The following is a 14,391-nucleotide window of genomic DNA, read 5'->3' as shown; positions in this document are numbered from 1 at the left end:
GAGGCAGGGTGGGATTTGCAGCGGTAGGTGGCGAGGTTGAATTCAATGTGTGGGGCTGTTTATGTGAAGATTCGACGAGATAGAGTCTTGCTTGGCGCGGTGGCGTACTATGCGGCAACCATAACGAATGCTAGCGGCACGCGAAAAACAGAGTCAGGAAACTGCCATTTGCGCTTGCCGGCCGCTATGGCTGCAATCGACCCCTTGCCGGACATTGCAAGACTTGGCACAGTTTCTCTAGAGCGACCATCCCGCGCGACTTCTTTGTGGCTTGTCGGAACTGAAGCGGACTGCCCGCTCTTGGGTGCCGCCTTCACTCAGCCGTACCCGGCCATGCCGGTTCCGGTCGGAGAAATGTCTACTCATCCTGAGTGCGGTGAGCATGTTCTACTCGGCTAGAAAGGCAGGTTTGGCTGCCAGGCGACTTCCCAAACATGATTGTCGGGATCGGCGAAATAACCCGACCAGCCGCCCCAAGGCGGCTCCTGCCCAGGCTTCAATATTCGCGCACCGGCCGCGCGAGCTTCTTCCAGAATGGCGTCGGCCTCTTCCCTGGAACCGACATTGTGGGCGAGCGTGATGCCACGGAAGGCCCTGTCATCGGCTGCCCGTGGCTGGCACGTGTCGTCGGCCAGCGCATCTATGGGGAAGAGCGCAAGCATTTGGTTGGCCTGGAGGCGGAAGAAGGCGATCGTGTCGCTGTTGAAGGCGTGCCGCGGCAGCTTCAATCCATCCTCGTAAAACCGGATCGATCTTGCGAGGTCGGCAACGCCGAGCGTGATCAACGTTATTCGATTTTCCATGCCTTCGGCCATGTGGTGAAGGGTTCAGCGGATGGGGCTACGTTTCGTCGGCAAGCCTGATCTCGATGACCGACTTGACGGAATTGGCGAGGAAACAAAGCGCGTGCGCCTGATGGTGGAGTTCGGTTTCCGTCGCCCTGTCCGGCTCATTCTCGAGATAGGTCACGCGAGGGGACAGGACGATACGGCTGACCTGTTGGGTGCCGCCAATATCTTCCAAAAAACCTTCGGCGGTATCGACATATCTGTCGACGACCAGCCCCTTCTTGGCGGCGAGCGATAGAAAGAAGAGCATATGGCAGCTCGAGAGCGCTGCCACGAAAGCCTCTTCAGGATCGACATTTTCGGCCACCGAATACGGCAGGGGCACGATGTGCGGGGATGAGGAGGCTGGGACTGTTTGCCCGCCATCGAACACCCAGGTGTGACCGCGGCTGTACCTGTTGTCGGTGAACCGCGCGTCTCCGCGTTCCCACGCGACTTCGGCGCTAAAGCTGCTCATCGTTCGTCTCCGATATGCTTGATGGTGTTGGCAAGATGGCGTGAAAGAGCGTCTACCGCCCGTTTGGCGTCCCTGTTCTCGCAGGCTGCGAGAATCGCCTGGTGCTCCTCGAAGAGCGCGGTCCGCACCTGACTTTGCCGGGGCTGCATCGAATAGATGCGCCGGCCTTCGCGGCGGAGATCCTCGATCATCTTTCCGAGGCGATCATTGCCGCAGAACCCGTAGAGCAGGTTGTGAAACCGCACGTCCAAGCGCTCGATCTCTTCGGCCTCCTCCTCATCGAGCAGAACCTCGCTGACGCGGCGGGCCTTGCGGATCGTGGCGTCATCGAGGTGTGGCAATGAGAGGCGCAACGCCTCGGTTTCAAGCGCAATGCGCACGCCGATGAGGTCGCGTGCCTGTTTCGGGTTCCATTCCGAGACAGCGACTGTCCGGTCGGGCATGCGAGTCAAGAGGGATGCGGCGAGAAGCCGTTCGAGGACGGCGCGGACAGGCTGGCGGCTGACGCCGAACCGGGCGGCGAGCTCCTCCTGCTTGAGCGGGGTTCCCGGAGGGAGGTGTCCGCGTTCGATTTCATCGCGGAGCGTTTGTTCGAGAACGCCTGGATCCATGGATCCAGGTTCAGTCAGATCGTTGCCCTTGTCAAGGGGTGGCGACGGAAGGGGCTCTGGTGTGACGGGGGGAGCTGCGGAAGGAGGGTGCTTTCTCCATCGTCTCGGGCTGCTTCTCCAACCGACATCTCAACCGCAGTGATCAACCACGACTTACGACCCCATTGCGGTTTCGAGGCCTGAAGTCATGCCCCTGAGATCACCCCTTGTGGGGGGCGTCGTCGTTGATCATATCCGCTGTAAACACCAGGCTCTGATCTGGAGCATCACCAGAATCGTCCGAACCCAATCTTCATCTGGGGCTACTCACTTGGAGCAAAGATGGCTCTCGCCGTTGCCGATAGAAACCCGTCTGTCTGATCTGTATTGATTCTCGGGGGCGAACTGCAGGCGGAGCGTCTAGCCAAAAGCAACAGAAAAGCACTTCATGCGCTTCGTCTAGCAGAAGCTACATGGCCGTCGTTAGCGGGGGCCGGACAAGATAGAGGTTCCAGTCTTGCTTTATGCGGGAGAACACTGCTTCTTCCGAGATGCGATCGCCCGGATGGCGAAAATGTCTCGATCAGGTCGATGTATCGAGCTTCCAGGGCGTAACCACCTTGGCTTGATGATGGTGTCTTCTTGGGTGGCCCGAGTCGTGTTCGATAGCTTCACGGCACCATTGGCTGGATAGTCCTGAGTTTTACGACACCGAGGGCCGCTGAGTGGCCGGACGGTTTACAGGCAGCCAGTCCGCTTTTCATTCTGCCCGATGACAGCAGCTCGGCGTGGTGGTTCGCGCGGACGCGGGACATGGCTCCCGTGGGAGTCCAGGTGTGGTTGGCCGGGTCATGGAGCTCGGCCGGGTTGGTGCCGCTGCCACCCGCGACGAGGACCTTGCCGGAGAGCGCAGCGTGGCGGTGAGGCTGTGGCGCGCCCGGCCCATGGGGGCGGCGAAGGAGAAGGCGTTGGCGTCGGAGTCGTACAACTCGACGGAGTTCCGCGTGCTGAGGCGGCTTCTGCCGCCCGTCACCAGCGCCTTGCCTGAAGACAGCGCCGTCAGCGTGTGCCGGTAGCGGGCGGAGACCATGCCCGTGGCGGTCCACTGATGGGTGAACGGGTCATGGACGTCCGCGCTGGCGGTGGGACCGAGCGGGCCCGAGGAGCCCCCGCGCTGCGCACCTTGCCCGTGGTCGGCCGCGCGGCCTGGCCGTTCGAGCGCGCCTGGGCGACGGCGTTGGCAGCAGTCCAAGTTCCAGAGGTGGAGCAAGTAGATCTCCGCGGAACGGAGCGAGACGCCCGCCGGTCCGCCGCCGTAGTCATTGGGCCACCAGCACGCAGCCGCTCCGGAGCAGGGTGGCGGTGTGGCCGCTGCGCGCCGGAGCCATGGCGCCGGTGGCGGCCCATGTGGCCGTGGCGGGGGTGTACAGCTCCGCGCTGGCGAGGACGGTACCGGACGCGCTGCCGCCGGTGACGAGCACCTGCCCGGTGGCCAGCCGCGTGGCGGTGACGTTGCCACGCGCGGTCAACGTGCTGGTGGTGGTGCACCACTGGAGCGTCCCAGGGCGGAGGCCTGAGTGTCAGGGGGCGGAGACGCCAGGTCCACGGCCTCCGGTCCACAGGTGACGCAGACCCCCAGTGCAAGCACGGAAGGCCGTGATGCGGTTCTCTTCATGGAGAGCCCGGATGGGCAAGCGTCGGGCGCGGCGAATCCTGGAAGCTGATTGCTCTCCGTTCAGCTCACCCCTGGATGTATGGCAATTCTGGGGAGGGGCGCGCCCGACCGGGTCACCCCTGCCTGGAGCTGCGTGTCTGTCTTGTGCGCGGCGCGTCAGCGCAGATGCATGAACACGCGGGGAGACGCGGGCAGCTCCACGTCGGGCGTGGAGAGCAGGCACGTCACCCGCGAGCCTCCAGGGAAAGGCAGCCACCCGGAGCGAAGCATCAGGGAGGACGACGTGCACGGGCTGCGCAGCATCGCGGCGCACTCCACGCCCTGCGCCACCATGTCCTGCATGGCCACCCAGAGCAGCCGGCGCTGCTCCGACAGCGGCAGCGCCTTTTGGAAGGCGAGCATGTCCACCAGCCCCACCGTCAGGAGGCCCCGCGCCGTCATCTGGAACGTGTAGTAGTTGACCAGGCCCTGGATGACGCCCTCCCGCTCCAGGACGAAGGTGCGAGGGACCTGACGGTACTGGAGCTGATGGGCCAGCCGCTCCGTGGTGTAGGCGTAGCCCAGGTTCACGGGGCTCATCATCTGCTGGACCAGCGCCATGCATTGGGACAGGTCCCGTGGCTGGTAGGCCCGGATGCCCTCGGTGCTCGCCTCCTGGAAGCGGCGCCGCTGGAAGGGCCGCGTGAGGGTGAGGAACGTGCGCTCGGCGGCGCTCAGCGACCAGCGGACCGCCTTCTGGCTGTCGAAGACGTGCAGCCAGAGGTCCAGACCGTTGAGGTGGCGTGCGTGGCTCCGCTGGCCCCAGAAGGCCTGCCCCAGGGTCCCGTCGGCCACGCAGGCCAGGGTGAGCGCCGCGCCGCGCTCGCGGTGGCGCGACTGCATCTCGTCGGACAGCTTGATGCCAATGCCCTGTCTCCGGTGCTCGGGCGCCACGGTGGCCCAGCTGCCGTAGGTGCCATCCACCTGCCGCTGGCCGAGCTGGATCTTCGCCGGCTCCGCGAAGAAGGCTCCCACCAGCTTGCCCTTCGAATACGCCCCGAGCATGTAGTCCCGGTCCGCCAGGGGATTGCTGAAGAGCAGCCAGTCGAAGAAGCGCTCATCCCAGACCGTCAGCGCCATCTTCGCGCCGTAGGTCCGCTGCCAGACACCGTTGAGGAACTGGGAGGCTTCCTTCGCGTCGCCCTCGAAGGAGCGGACCTCAACCATGACGGACCTCGGCCGCGGAGGTGGCGCGCTGCGCCGAGGCGGGAACGGAGAAGGCGGGCGTCGAGCCCTCCGCGACGACCGCCGACGGGTGCTGTCCGAACAGGTGCGTGTAGAGCGCGCGCGTGGTGGGCGTCAGGGCGTTCCAGTCGGGGAGGTGGATCTGCTCTGGCCCGACGAGGACCTTGGCGTAGATGGCCTCGTAGACGCGCTTCACCGTGTTCGGGGCGATGGCATCCACGTCGAACGCGGGCACCAGGCCCACCAGCTTGAAGCCCCGGTGCTCGGCATTGCGTTGCACCCGGGCGAGCTTCAGCGTGGAGTAGTAGAGAATCACCTCGGCGCCGATGCTGCGGCCCACCTGCTCCAGGACGGTGAGGCCGACCTGTCCCAGGCCCAGGCCCCGCTGCGACGGCTCGAGGACTCCCATGGTGGCCGATACCTGGAGCCCGCGGACGTTCCGCTCGAGCGTCAGCAGCCCGATGATGTCCCGCGTGGCCCGGTCCCGGCCCAGCATGGCGTAGACGGGCCGGTCCGGAGACTCGCCCCGGAGATACACGTCCTTGTCGTAGAATGACGGCTCGAGGTGACGGCTCTCCGTGCCGACCCGGATGTCCGGGTACCAGGTGCCCAGGAGCTTCGTGACCAGCGGGATGTCGTCCCTCGAGAGCTGCTCTGCGTAGCAGCTCTCTGGCAGTTCGATGTCCCCAATCATCTCGTCCAAGCTTCTCCATTGCATCGTTTGCATGGCGGGCATGATTCGAGATTGGCGGTAAGAAGGGCAGTCGGTTCTAGCTGTATTTGTGTGAGTATGTTTTTAGGCTGTCAGCTCATCGCGGAAAGCGTGGCGTGTTACACACGTTTCGCGTTCGGGAGTGGGCAGGGCGCCTGCGGGCTTGATGTGATGGGATTGTCGCCGTCGCCGAGCCGACGGTCGCGTGCCTTCGAGGGCGCCTGTCCCAGGGTGAGGGGCGAGACAGCCCGGGGCCCCCGAGGCCGGCGTTATCGATTCTCGCGAGTCGATTCAGCCGGCATCGAGGAGTTGGAATTGGATGTGATTGATTGAGCCTGGCTCGACGTGTTGCGTTGATTCATGCCAGGAGGCGGGCATCCTCCAGGCTCGATTCCTGCTGGATGAGATTCACGCCATGTGACGCGAAGCGCCGCGCCGCGGCCCTGCTCCGGGGGCCATGTCCCTGGTCCAGGCACCACTGGGCATGGGCGCTCAGCAGGGCCAGCTCCAGCGTCCGCCCCAGTGTCAAAGAGAAGCGCCGGGCCCCGGCCTCCAGGGTGGTGGGATTCTCCAGGGCGCCCGACACCCAGGCCTGTGCGTGCTCCAGGGCGGCATGGGCGGCGTCGACACACGGCCGCAGGCCCGCGTCCCGGACCTGCTTCAGGCGGGTCTCGACTTCGGAGAAGAACGCCTCCAGCGTGCCTTCCTTCGCCAGGGCCCGCAGGGCGTCCAGGGACAGGACGTTCGTGGTGCCCTCCCAGATGGAGAGCACCTGGGCGTCCGCCTGGAGACGGGGGATGCCGGTGTCCTCCACGTAGCCCGCACCGCCGAAGGACTCGGTGACCTCGGAGGTGACGTGCACCACCTGGCGGCCCGTGGTCAGCTTCGCCAGCGGCGTCACCAGCCGTTGCAGGAGCAGCTCCTGCTCCGTGGCCACCTTGGCCTCCATGCGGCCCAGCAGCTCCACGGCGCGGAAGGCGAGCAGGAAGCCCGCCTGGAACTCCGCCTCCAGCCCCGCCAGGGTGTCCACGTGGAGCGGCTTGTCCGCCAGCTTCGCGCCGAACTGCACGCGCCGCTGGGCGTAGTCACGGGCCAGCGCGAGTGCCCGGCGCATGCTCCAGGCGGAGCCCACCGCGTTCCAGGTGCGCGTCACATTCAGCATCCACGCCATGTTGCGAATGCCGTCCGTCAGGCCCGCCACGGGGATGGCCAGGGTGCCGTCCAAGGTCAGCTCCGCGGTGGGGACCTTGCGCGTTCCCAGCTTGTCCTTGAGCCGGTTGATCTGGATGCCATTGAGCTTCCCAGCCGCGTCCCGCGTCTCCACGTAGAAGAGCGCCAGGCCCTTGCCGCCGGGGCCGTTGCCTTCCGGACGCGCCAGCGTCAGCGCCATCTGCGCCGTGGTGGCGGAGGTGAACCACTTCGTTCCATACAGCCGCCACCCCTCGGCCGTCTGCCGCGCCACGGTCTGCGTCAGGCCCACGTCCGAGCCGCCCGTGCGCTCCGTCATCCACTGACCGGACGTCCACGCCGTGGCCGGGTCGCGGGACGTCAGGTGGGGCAGGGCGCGGTCGATGAGCGCCTGATTGCCCAGCGTGAGCAGCGAGCGCGCCGCGCCGTCCGTCATCGCCAGCGGACACGAGTAGACATCCAGCGACGGCTGCACGAGGTAGTTGAGGACGAACTGGTGGACGCGGCTGAGCTCGGCGCTCTTCTGCTCGTAGGCGGTGGCCACCAGGCCGCGCCTCGCGGCGAGGACCTCCGCCTCCTTCCACAGCGGGGACACCTCGATGTGGTCGACGCGGTGGCCCCATGCATCCCACTGGGTGAGCTCCGGCTCGTTGAGCCGGTCGCGGAGCTGGAAGCGGTAGAAGTAATCCCCGCCCAGCTCGCCCAGCTCGCGGAGCTCGTCCGTGAGCGAGCGCAGCAGCTCCTCGGGGAGGGTGCGCGCCAGGTAGCTCTTCAGCAGCGCGTCGTCGTCGTACTGGTTCCCAAGCCTCGGCGGTTCCTGGAAGAAGCTCATGCCGCCGAAGTTAACACCCCGCCATGGCCGGGGCGTCCGGCGGCAGGGCGACGGCCCCTGGGGGACGCCGGGCCGCCATGAGAATCCCCATGGCCATGTACCAGCCCAGCACGGGGCCCGCGCCCGCCCCCATGATGGGGACGGGGAAGTTGCCCAGCGCCGGCACACAGAGCGTCGCCGCGACGTAGACGGCGAGACCGATGGAGAGGTCCGCTCCGGCGATGACGCCGGGCACCATGGGCACGAGGAGGAGGGCAAGCGCCAGCACGGCCACCGCGCCGAGCGCGGGAGCCAGGCCGGCGGCCAATTGCACGATGCGCTCGACATGGGGGACCGCGGCGAGCGGGTCGGGCCGGAGCCATGAGCCGAAGCCGAGAACGAGCACGCCGGCGCAGCAGACGAGGCGCCGGCGCCAGGACGTCGGACGTGCGCGGACCAGCAGGAGGCTCGCGGCCAGGGCGAAGGCCGTCCCCTGTCCCGCGTCGGGTTGCGCGGCATGGACGGTGGACACGCCCAGGGCCAGCGCGGCGGAGACGGCGAAGCGCTGGTGCAGGGTGGCGCTCATGCCCAGCAGCACCCACGGCGTGGCGACGGCGGAGGCGTGGAGGCGCACCGGCCCCAGCCCCAGCCACCGATGAACCCCTTCGATTCCGGGAAACAGGAGCGTCGAGGCCGTGAGCAGCACCGCGATGACGGCGAGCGGGAGGGCGACGCGGGGGAGCGCCATGCTCGACTGGCGCCCGGCCACCAGCGCCACGCCCGCGCCCAGGGCGGTGGCCACCGCATTGAGGGCGAAGGCGGCGGCGGGCGCGCCACTGCGCCACGCCGTGAATGCGCCCAGGAGCATGGCGGGGAAGGGCAACAACAGAAACCACGGCCGTGCCGTTTCCCACGCCTTGAGGGAGGTCATGCGAGCCGTCTACTACAGGCGTCACATGCCGTGCAGGCGGGGCACCGAGGCCTTTCGCCCAGGTGCCCCCGGAGGGCTACGGCTGGAGCTCGAAGCTGTAGTTCGCGCCGTTGTCCGAGTCCCAGCGGCGGCAGGTGCCGCGGTCCCAGTTCTCGAACCAGAGCTGCACGGAGGTGGCCCCGGCGGGCGGGATGATGGTGACGGGCGTGCCGGTGCGCGTGTAGCCGATGGCCTGGGTGACGCTCTTCTCGCCCATCACGCCGTTGTTGAAGCGCCAGCGCACGCCGACGTCCCACGTGGGCGCGCCGTTGTAGAGCAGCCGGCACTCGGGCAGCCGCGCGATGTCGTAGTCCACGACGAAGGGCTGGCCCTGGCGGAGCGTGCCCACCACGTACTCCACCCAGTCCTGCTGGAAGACGATGGTGGCCGTGGGCGCCGCGTCCGGCGCCAGGACGTTGAAGTGGAAGTTGCTGCCGTAGTGCGAGTCGTAGTGCTCGCAGCCGGGGCTGGACACGCGGAACCACAGCTCCAGCAGGCCCTGCTCCGGCAGGTCCAGCGTGGGGCCGTTGCCAGTGACGGGCGCGCCCGCCACGTCGAAGCTCTCCGGGGCCGAGCCGTTGAGGCGGTAGTGCCCGGTGATGCTCCAGGCGGGGCTGCCGTCGGGGTTGGTGACGCGGCACTGGGGCAGGCGCGCGTCGTTGTAGACGATCTGCACCTGTCCGCCCTCCGTCAGCACCGCGGACTGTTCGATGGTCCAGTTGCCCCTGAACGTCAGGGTCGGAGGCGTCTGCGCCGCCGCGGAAGCGCCGACCAGCAGCAGGGGCAGGGCAAGAAGGGACAGGAGTCGCTTCACGAAGAGCTCCATGGTGATGGGTGAGGGCTCCGCCACCACGCCGGTGGCGAAGGCGGGCGCACTATGGTCGAGGCGGCTGACATGAACACCTGTGTTCAATGGATTCCAACTTGTTCCATGCTGCGAGACCTCGTCATCTTCGCCTGTGGTTCCACGGCGAATCCGAGTCGCCAGGTTTCAGGTGCGTGGCCTCCTTCCAGAACTCCCGGTTTCAGCCGTAACTCCGTTTCGTCCGAATCGGACCGATGCGGTAGGCTCGCGGGCGAACACCCTCGAGCGAGCACCGCATGTCCCTGTTCCGGCGACCGCCATCCCCTGAGTCCGGCCCGTCGAGCGACGACTCCAGCCGCAGCGTCACCCCCGTGGAGACGGCGGTGGTTCCGCCCACGGTGCCCACGCCTGTCCTGTCCGGGCCTCCGCGCCCGCGCGTGGGTGTCCCGGGCGCGACCGGTGTCATGCCGCCGCGGCCACCAGGGGCCGTCACCGGCTCCCGTCCCGCGCTGCCGCCGGAGCCGGACGAGCCCGAGTTCCCCACGGAGCGCCGTTCCGCGTCGCCCGACCGGCGCATGGCGCCGCCGGTCCACGGGGGCAGCCCCTCCGTCATCGTCTCCTCGCAGGAGCCGCGTGAGCGCCGGGGCCCAGGGCCTTCCCAGTACACGGGGCCCGAGCGCCGGGGCGCCGGGGCTTCCCAGTACACGGGCCCCGAGCGCCGCGCGTCCCGCCGCGCCGAGGATGGCGGCCCTGGCGCCTCCGACCGCTTCTGGCCCGCCCAGCCGCGCACGCTCGGCGAGACGGGCCTCACCACCACCTTCGTGGAGGAGCTGGTCCTCAAGGCGCTCTTCTTCGCCGGTGAGATGCGTGGCATGGACATCGCCGCGCGGCTCCAGCTGCCCACCGCGCTGGTGGACGACGTCATCGAGGGCCTGCGCCGCCAGAAGTACATCGACATCCGCGGCGGCGGCGGGTCGGGCGTGGGCAAGTCGACGATGATCTACCAGCTCACCACGTTCGTGACGGACGTGCTGCGGCAGGTGCTCGACCGCAACCGCTACAACGGCCCGGCGCCCGTGCCCTTCCAGGAGTGGGTGACCGCGGTGAAGAAGCAGACCGTGCGCGGCAACCGCATCACCCGCGCGCGCATGCAGGACAAGTTCGGCGACCTCATCATCAAGGACTACATCTTCGACGGCATCGGTCCGGCGATGAACTCCGGGCGCGCCATCTTCTTCTACGGCCCGCCCGGCAACGGCAAGACGGCCATCTGCCAGGGCATGGTGAACTGCTTCGAGGGGGACATCTTCATCCCCCACGCCATCCTCATCGACGACTTCGTGGTGCGCATCTTCGACGCCAACCTGCACAAGGTCGTCGAGGACGACGCCGGGACGGCCTCCTATGACCGGCGCTGGGTGCGCTGCCGGCGCCCGCTCGTCGTGGTGGGCGGCGAGCTGACGCTGGAGATGCTCGACCTCGTGTACTCGCCGGAGGTGAAGTACTACGAGGCCCCGTTCCAGATGAAGGCCAGCAACGGGATGCTGCTCATCGACGACTTCGGCCGGCAGAAGGTCTCTCCCAAGGACCTGCTCAACCGGTGGATCGTCCCGCTGGAGAGCGACATCGACATGTTGACCCTGCACACCGGCAAGAAGCTGCAGGTGCCCTTCGACGTGTTCGCCGCCTTCTCCACCAACCTGGACCCCAGCGACCTCGTGGACGACGCCTTCCTGCGCCGCGTCCGCTACAAGCTGGAGGTGCAGCGCCCGGACGAGGATCAGTTCCACGACATCTTCCAGGTCATGTGCCGCAAGCGCGGCGTGCCCTACGACGCCTCGGCCGTGGACTACCTCATCGACACGCACTACCGGCCCGTGAACCGGCCCTTCGCGGCCTGCCAGCCGCGCGACCTGCTCGACCAGGTCATCGACATGGCCCACTACCAGGGCCAGGAGCCGCGGCTGACACCCGAGCTGCTGGACTCGGCCGTGCGTGGCTACTTCGTGCGCTTCGACAAGGAGAAGACGCACGCCACCGCGGCCTCGGTGGGCTGAGCGGCGTCAGCCGCCCGGGGGCCGGGGCGCGAACGGTCCCCAGGGCGAGGGCTCCAGCCACTGGCGCACCTCGTCCACCGGCACGTTGGACAGCACGTCCACCAACGACATGCCGTGGACGAAGCGGCCCTCGCGGCCCTGCGGGTACTCCGGGTGGCGGAAGCGCTGCCACAACACGCGCACGTCCGCGTCCCGGAACAGGCCCACCTGCAGGTACAGGGAGGAGCCCAGGCCCGAGTAGTACGTGTGCGCGCCCAGTTGCCGGCAGTACGCCACCAGCCGGGCCGACTTGTCCTCGCCCTGCTTGTCCAGCGTGGAGGCGAGGACGAGGTTCGGGCTCAGCCCCAGGGGCTCGTTGAAGAGCGCCATGCTCGCCAGCAGCACGCGCAGCAATGAGCCCGGGCCGGACTCGCGCGCGGCCGCGTCGTAGAAGGGCTCCAGGCGCGGCAGCACCTGCGTGGCGAAGTACGGCCGCTTCCCGTACAGCGACACCAGCATGCGCAGGTGGTCGCGCGCCCACGGCTGGCGGGTGTCCACCGCGAGGTCCTTGATGAGCGTGTCCCGGTGCGGATCCTCCAGGGGAATGCTCATCCACTGGAACCCGGGCTCCGTGGGAGGCGGCAGGGGGACGTTGTGCGGCAGGGCCACGCGCGTGCGCCGCTGCCAGCCGCGCCGCAGCCACTGCACGTTGTCCAGCACGACGAAGGTCCCCGCGCGGGCCAGCTGCTCGTGGAAGTCCACCCACGGCAGGTAGTGCGGCTGCTCGGCGACGACGACTCCAGGGATGCCCGGCACGCTCGGAGGATATCGCCCCACGGCCAGTGCGGCGCCAGCCGTTTGCCGGCCCACCCGGTCCTTGCCGTCAGGCCATGGGGCCTGCCTGACCCCACTTCACGGTATGCCCCCGGGTGGAAATGTCGTGCTACAGCACCGTAGGATTTTTCACCCCGTGTGTTTGGGGCCACGGAGCAGGGCACCTGGATGAAGTTCCTGTGTCTCACCACCGATGCGCGACATCCCGTGGCGGAGGAGCTGCGCCGCCAGGGACAGGGCGTGTCCGTCACCGCCGACCTGGTGGAGGCGGGAGCGGCGCTGGGGCACGGGCCCGTGGACGTGCTGGTGGTGGACGCGGCTGACCTGGTGGGGGACGCACGCTGGCTGGATGACCTGCGGAAGCGGGCGCGGCCGGAGGAGCCGCTCGTGCTGGGGCTGGCGCGGGAGTCCACGGACGAGGCACTGGAGCCGCTCCTGGCGGCGGGCGTGGATGAAATCCTGACGGAGCCCTACTCGGCGGTGCAGGTGCGCGCGCGGCGGGTGCTGCTGGAGCGCCGGGTGGCGGCGCGGCGACAGCGGCGGACGTCCGAGGCGGAGGCGCGCGGCGAGATGGAGCGGCTGGCCTCCATCATCCAGGCGCAGGCGGACGTGGCGATGGCGGGCTACGGCCTGGACGAGCTGATGCGGGTGCTGTGCGAGCGCTCGCGGGTGCTGTGCGGCGCGGACGGCGCGGCGGTGGCGCTGCTGGAGGCGGACATCGAGGTGAACTACCTGGTGGCCACCGGGAGCCTGGCGCCCTTCATCGGCTTCCGGCTGAAGGTGGAGGGGAGCCTCACGGGGACCAGCCTGCTGCGCGGCGAGGTGATGCGCACCGATGACTCGGAGGCGGATGTCCGGGTCAACGTGGAGGCGCTCCGTCATGTGGGCGCGCGGTCGATGATCTGCGTCCCGCTGTGGCGGGAGGGCCGGCCGGTGGGCGCGCTCAACGTCACCAGCCGGCGGCCGAACGCGTTCGACGACCGCGACGTGCGCACGCTGGAGCTGATGGCGGGGCTGCTCGGCGCGGCCATGGGCAACGCGGCGGAGGCCCAGGCGCGCCAGGAGCTGATGGCGCAGAACACGCTGGCGCTGGCCGCCCTGGAGGAGTCGCAGGAGCTGTTCGCGTCCTTCATGGACAACATCCCGGCGGTGGCCTTCATGAAGGACGAACAGGGGCGCCGCACCTGGGTGAACGCGCGCTACAGCCAGTTCTTCGGCTTCCCGGCGGGAGCGGACCTGACCCACCTGGACGACCTGGACCTGATGCCCGCCGCATCCGCCGCGCAGATCCGCCGCGACGACGCGGAGGTGTTCGCGACCGGACGGCAGAACATCACCGAGACGATGATTCCCGCGCGCGACGGCACCGAGCGCCACTGGCTCATCTACCGGTTCATCGTGCGGGAGCGCTCCGGGCGGCGGCTGCTGGCGGGCGTGGCCCTGGACATCACGGACCGCAAGACGATGCAGGCGCAGCTCGTCGTGTCGGACCGGCTGGCGGCGGTGGGGACGCTGGCGGCGGGCGTGGCGCACGAAATCAACAACCCGCTGGCCTTCGTGCTCTCCAACCTGTCGTTCCTCGCGGGCGAGCTGCACGGCCTGGCGCGGGAGCTGCCGCCGGGCCGCATGGCGGAGCTGGAGGAGGTGCTGCGCGAGGCCACCGACGGCGCGCACCGCGTGCGGCAGATTGTCCGGGACCTGAGGACCTTCTCGCGAGGCGACGACGAGGTGGCCACCGCCGTCAACGTCCAGACGGTGCTCGAGTCGGCCATCACCCTGGCGCGCAGCGAGCTGAAGCAGCGCGCGCAGATCGTCCGCGACTACCGCGAGGTGCCGCTGGTGGAGGGCAACGAGGGCCGCTTCGGGCAGGTGTTCCTCAACCTGCTCATCAACGCCGCGCAGGCCATCCCGCTGGGGGCCCCGGAGCACCACGAGGTCCGGCTGAGCCTGCGGACGTCCGGGGACCGCGTCATCGTCGAGGTGCGGGACACGGGCGTGGGCATGCCGCCGGAGGTGCGCGCGCGCATCTTCGACCCGTTCTTCACCACCAAGCCGGTGGGCGAGGGCACCGGGCTGGGGCTGTCCATCTGCCACGGCATCGTCACCGGCTTCGGCGGGGACATCTCCGTGGAGAGCGAGGAGGGACGCGGCAGCACCTTCCGCGTGTCCCTGCCGGTGGCGCGGCGCGCGCGAGAGCCGATGGACCCGCCCCCCCTGCGCATGCCGCTGGTGGGCTGAGCG

13 protein-coding genes are annotated in these 14,391 nt (G+C 68.4%); 3 read left to right on the top strand and 10 right to left on the bottom strand.

The genetic code is table 11. The features are described 5' to 3' along the window. Window positions 1–395 precede the first annotated feature (395 nt). Genes VZL07_RS35545 through VZL07_RS35535 form a run of 3 tightly spaced genes read right to left on the bottom strand, consistent with a single transcriptional unit; the run spans window position 396 to window position 1,916 of the window. The gene (locus VZL07_RS35545; RefSeq protein WP_426752384.1) at window positions 396–815 is read right to left on the bottom strand and encodes a VOC family protein; all 420 of its coding nucleotides are present in this window, start codon (window positions 813–815) and stop codon (window positions 396–398) included. 25 nt (window positions 816–840) lie between these two features. After that, the gene (locus VZL07_RS35540) at window positions 841–1,305 is read right to left on the bottom strand and encodes an OsmC family protein (RefSeq protein ID WP_426752383.1); all 465 of its coding nucleotides are present in this window, start codon (window positions 1,303–1,305) and stop codon (window positions 841–843) included. Then, window positions 1,302–1,916 carry a GntR family transcriptional regulator gene (locus tag VZL07_RS35535; protein ID WP_426752382.1) on the bottom strand — a complete coding sequence of 205 codons (615 nt, stop codon included), beginning with the start codon at window positions 1,914–1,916 and terminating at the stop codon, window positions 1,302–1,304. The genes VZL07_RS35540 and VZL07_RS35535 overlap by 4 nt, the downstream gene beginning before the upstream one ends. Before the next feature lie 815 nt (window positions 1,917–2,731). Here VZL07_RS35535 and VZL07_RS35530 point away from each other — a divergent pair. Then, window positions 2,732–2,971, top strand: a complete 240-nt coding sequence (locus VZL07_RS35530) for a hypothetical protein (RefSeq protein ID WP_426752381.1) — start codon at window positions 2,732–2,734, stop codon at window positions 2,969–2,971. A gap of 243 nt (window positions 2,972–3,214) precedes the next feature. Here VZL07_RS35530 and VZL07_RS35525 read toward each other — a convergent pair whose 3' ends face one another. The 6 genes from VZL07_RS35525 to VZL07_RS35500 form a co-directional block, all read right to left on the bottom strand. Then, a complete protein-coding gene (locus tag VZL07_RS35525) occupies window positions 3,215–3,424 on the bottom strand; it encodes a kelch repeat-containing protein (protein ID WP_426752380.1) in 210 nt (69 codons plus the stop codon). 302 nt (window positions 3,425–3,726) lie between these two features. Further along, window positions 3,727–4,776: a GNAT family N-acetyltransferase gene (locus VZL07_RS35520; RefSeq protein WP_426752379.1), complete on the bottom strand. Its 1,050-nt coding sequence runs from the start codon at window positions 4,774–4,776 to the stop codon at window positions 3,727–3,729. Continuing rightward, window positions 4,769–5,488 carry a hypothetical protein gene (locus VZL07_RS35515; protein WP_426757441.1) on the bottom strand — a complete coding sequence of 240 codons (720 nt, stop codon included), beginning with the start codon at window positions 5,486–5,488 and terminating at the stop codon, window positions 4,769–4,771. The genes VZL07_RS35520 and VZL07_RS35515 overlap by 8 nt, the downstream gene beginning before the upstream one ends. A gap of 376 nt (window positions 5,489–5,864) precedes the next feature. Further along, window positions 5,865–7,526, bottom strand: coding sequence for an acyl-CoA dehydrogenase family protein (locus tag VZL07_RS35510; protein ID WP_426752378.1), 1,662 nt, complete (start codon window positions 7,524–7,526; stop codon window positions 5,865–5,867). 10 nt (window positions 7,527–7,536) lie between these two features. After that, complete coding sequence (locus VZL07_RS35505; protein ID WP_426752377.1) at window positions 7,537–8,436, bottom strand: hypothetical protein; 900 nt, start codon at window positions 8,434–8,436, stop codon at window positions 7,537–7,539. Window positions 8,437–8,512: 76 nt separating this feature from the next. Next, window positions 8,513–9,289 (bottom strand): DUF6209 family protein, encoded by a 777-nt coding sequence (locus tag VZL07_RS35500; protein WP_426752376.1) that lies wholly within the window; start codon window positions 9,287–9,289, stop codon window positions 8,513–8,515. A 287-nt stretch (window positions 9,290–9,576) separates the two neighbouring features. Between VZL07_RS35500 and VZL07_RS35495 the strand changes: the two genes are divergently transcribed. After that, window positions 9,577–11,337, top strand: coding sequence for an ATPase (locus VZL07_RS35495; RefSeq protein ID WP_426752375.1), 1,761 nt, complete (start codon window positions 9,577–9,579; stop codon window positions 11,335–11,337). A gap of 6 nt (window positions 11,338–11,343) precedes the next feature. Here the strand turns inward: VZL07_RS35495 and VZL07_RS35490 are convergent, their stop codons facing one another. Then, entirely contained in the window at window positions 11,344–12,132 is a 789-nt protein-coding gene (locus tag VZL07_RS35490) for a WbqC family protein (protein WP_426752374.1), read from the bottom strand. Between the two features lie 186 nt (window positions 12,133–12,318). On the opposite strand from VZL07_RS35490, the gene VZL07_RS35485 reads away from it, so the two are divergent. After that, window positions 12,319–14,388, top strand: coding sequence for an ATP-binding protein (locus VZL07_RS35485; protein ID WP_426752373.1), 2,070 nt, complete (start codon window positions 12,319–12,321; stop codon window positions 14,386–14,388). Window positions 14,389–14,391 lie beyond the last annotated feature (3 nt).

The sequence above is a fragment of the Pseudomyxococcus flavus genome, assembly GCF_050038885.1.
Taxonomy (GTDB): Bacteria; Myxococcota; Myxococcia; order Myxococcales; family Myxococcaceae; genus Myxococcus; species Myxococcus flavus.
Note: the sequence above shows the minus strand (reverse complement) of the source record. Positions and strands in the feature narration are given on the sequence as shown.

What these genes read in the sequence shown, in the direction of transcription:
- VZL07_RS35545 (WP_426752384.1), bottom strand. Translation starts at nt 815, where the DNA reads ATGGCCGAAGGCATGGAAAATCGAATAACGTTGATCACGCTCGGCGTT.
- VZL07_RS35540 (WP_426752383.1), bottom strand. Translation starts at nt 1,305, where the DNA reads ATGAGCAGCTTTAGCGCCGAAGTCGCGTGGGAACGCGGAGACGCGCGG.
- VZL07_RS35535 (WP_426752382.1), bottom strand. Translation starts at nt 1,916, where the DNA reads ATGGATCCAGGCGTTCTCGAACAAACGCTCCGCGATGAAATCGAACGC.
- VZL07_RS35520 (WP_426752379.1), bottom strand. Translation starts at nt 4,776, where the DNA reads ATGGTTGAGGTCCGCTCCTTCGAGGGCGACGCGAAGGAAGCCTCCCAG.
- VZL07_RS35515 (WP_426757441.1), bottom strand. Translation starts at nt 5,488, where the DNA reads ATGATTGGGGACATCGAACTGCCAGAGAGCTGCTACGCAGAGCAGCTC.
- VZL07_RS35510 (WP_426752378.1), bottom strand. Translation starts at nt 7,526, where the DNA reads ATGAGCTTCTTCCAGGAACCGCCGAGGCTTGGGAACCAGTACGACGAC.
- VZL07_RS35505 (WP_426752377.1), bottom strand. Translation starts at nt 8,436, where the DNA reads ATGACCTCCCTCAAGGCGTGGGAAACGGCACGGCCGTGGTTTCTGTTG.
- VZL07_RS35495 (WP_426752375.1), top strand. Translation starts at nt 9,577, where the DNA reads ATGTCCCTGTTCCGGCGACCGCCATCCCCTGAGTCCGGCCCGTCGAGC.
- VZL07_RS35485 (WP_426752373.1), top strand. Translation starts at nt 12,319, where the DNA reads ATGAAGTTCCTGTGTCTCACCACCGATGCGCGACATCCCGTGGCGGAG.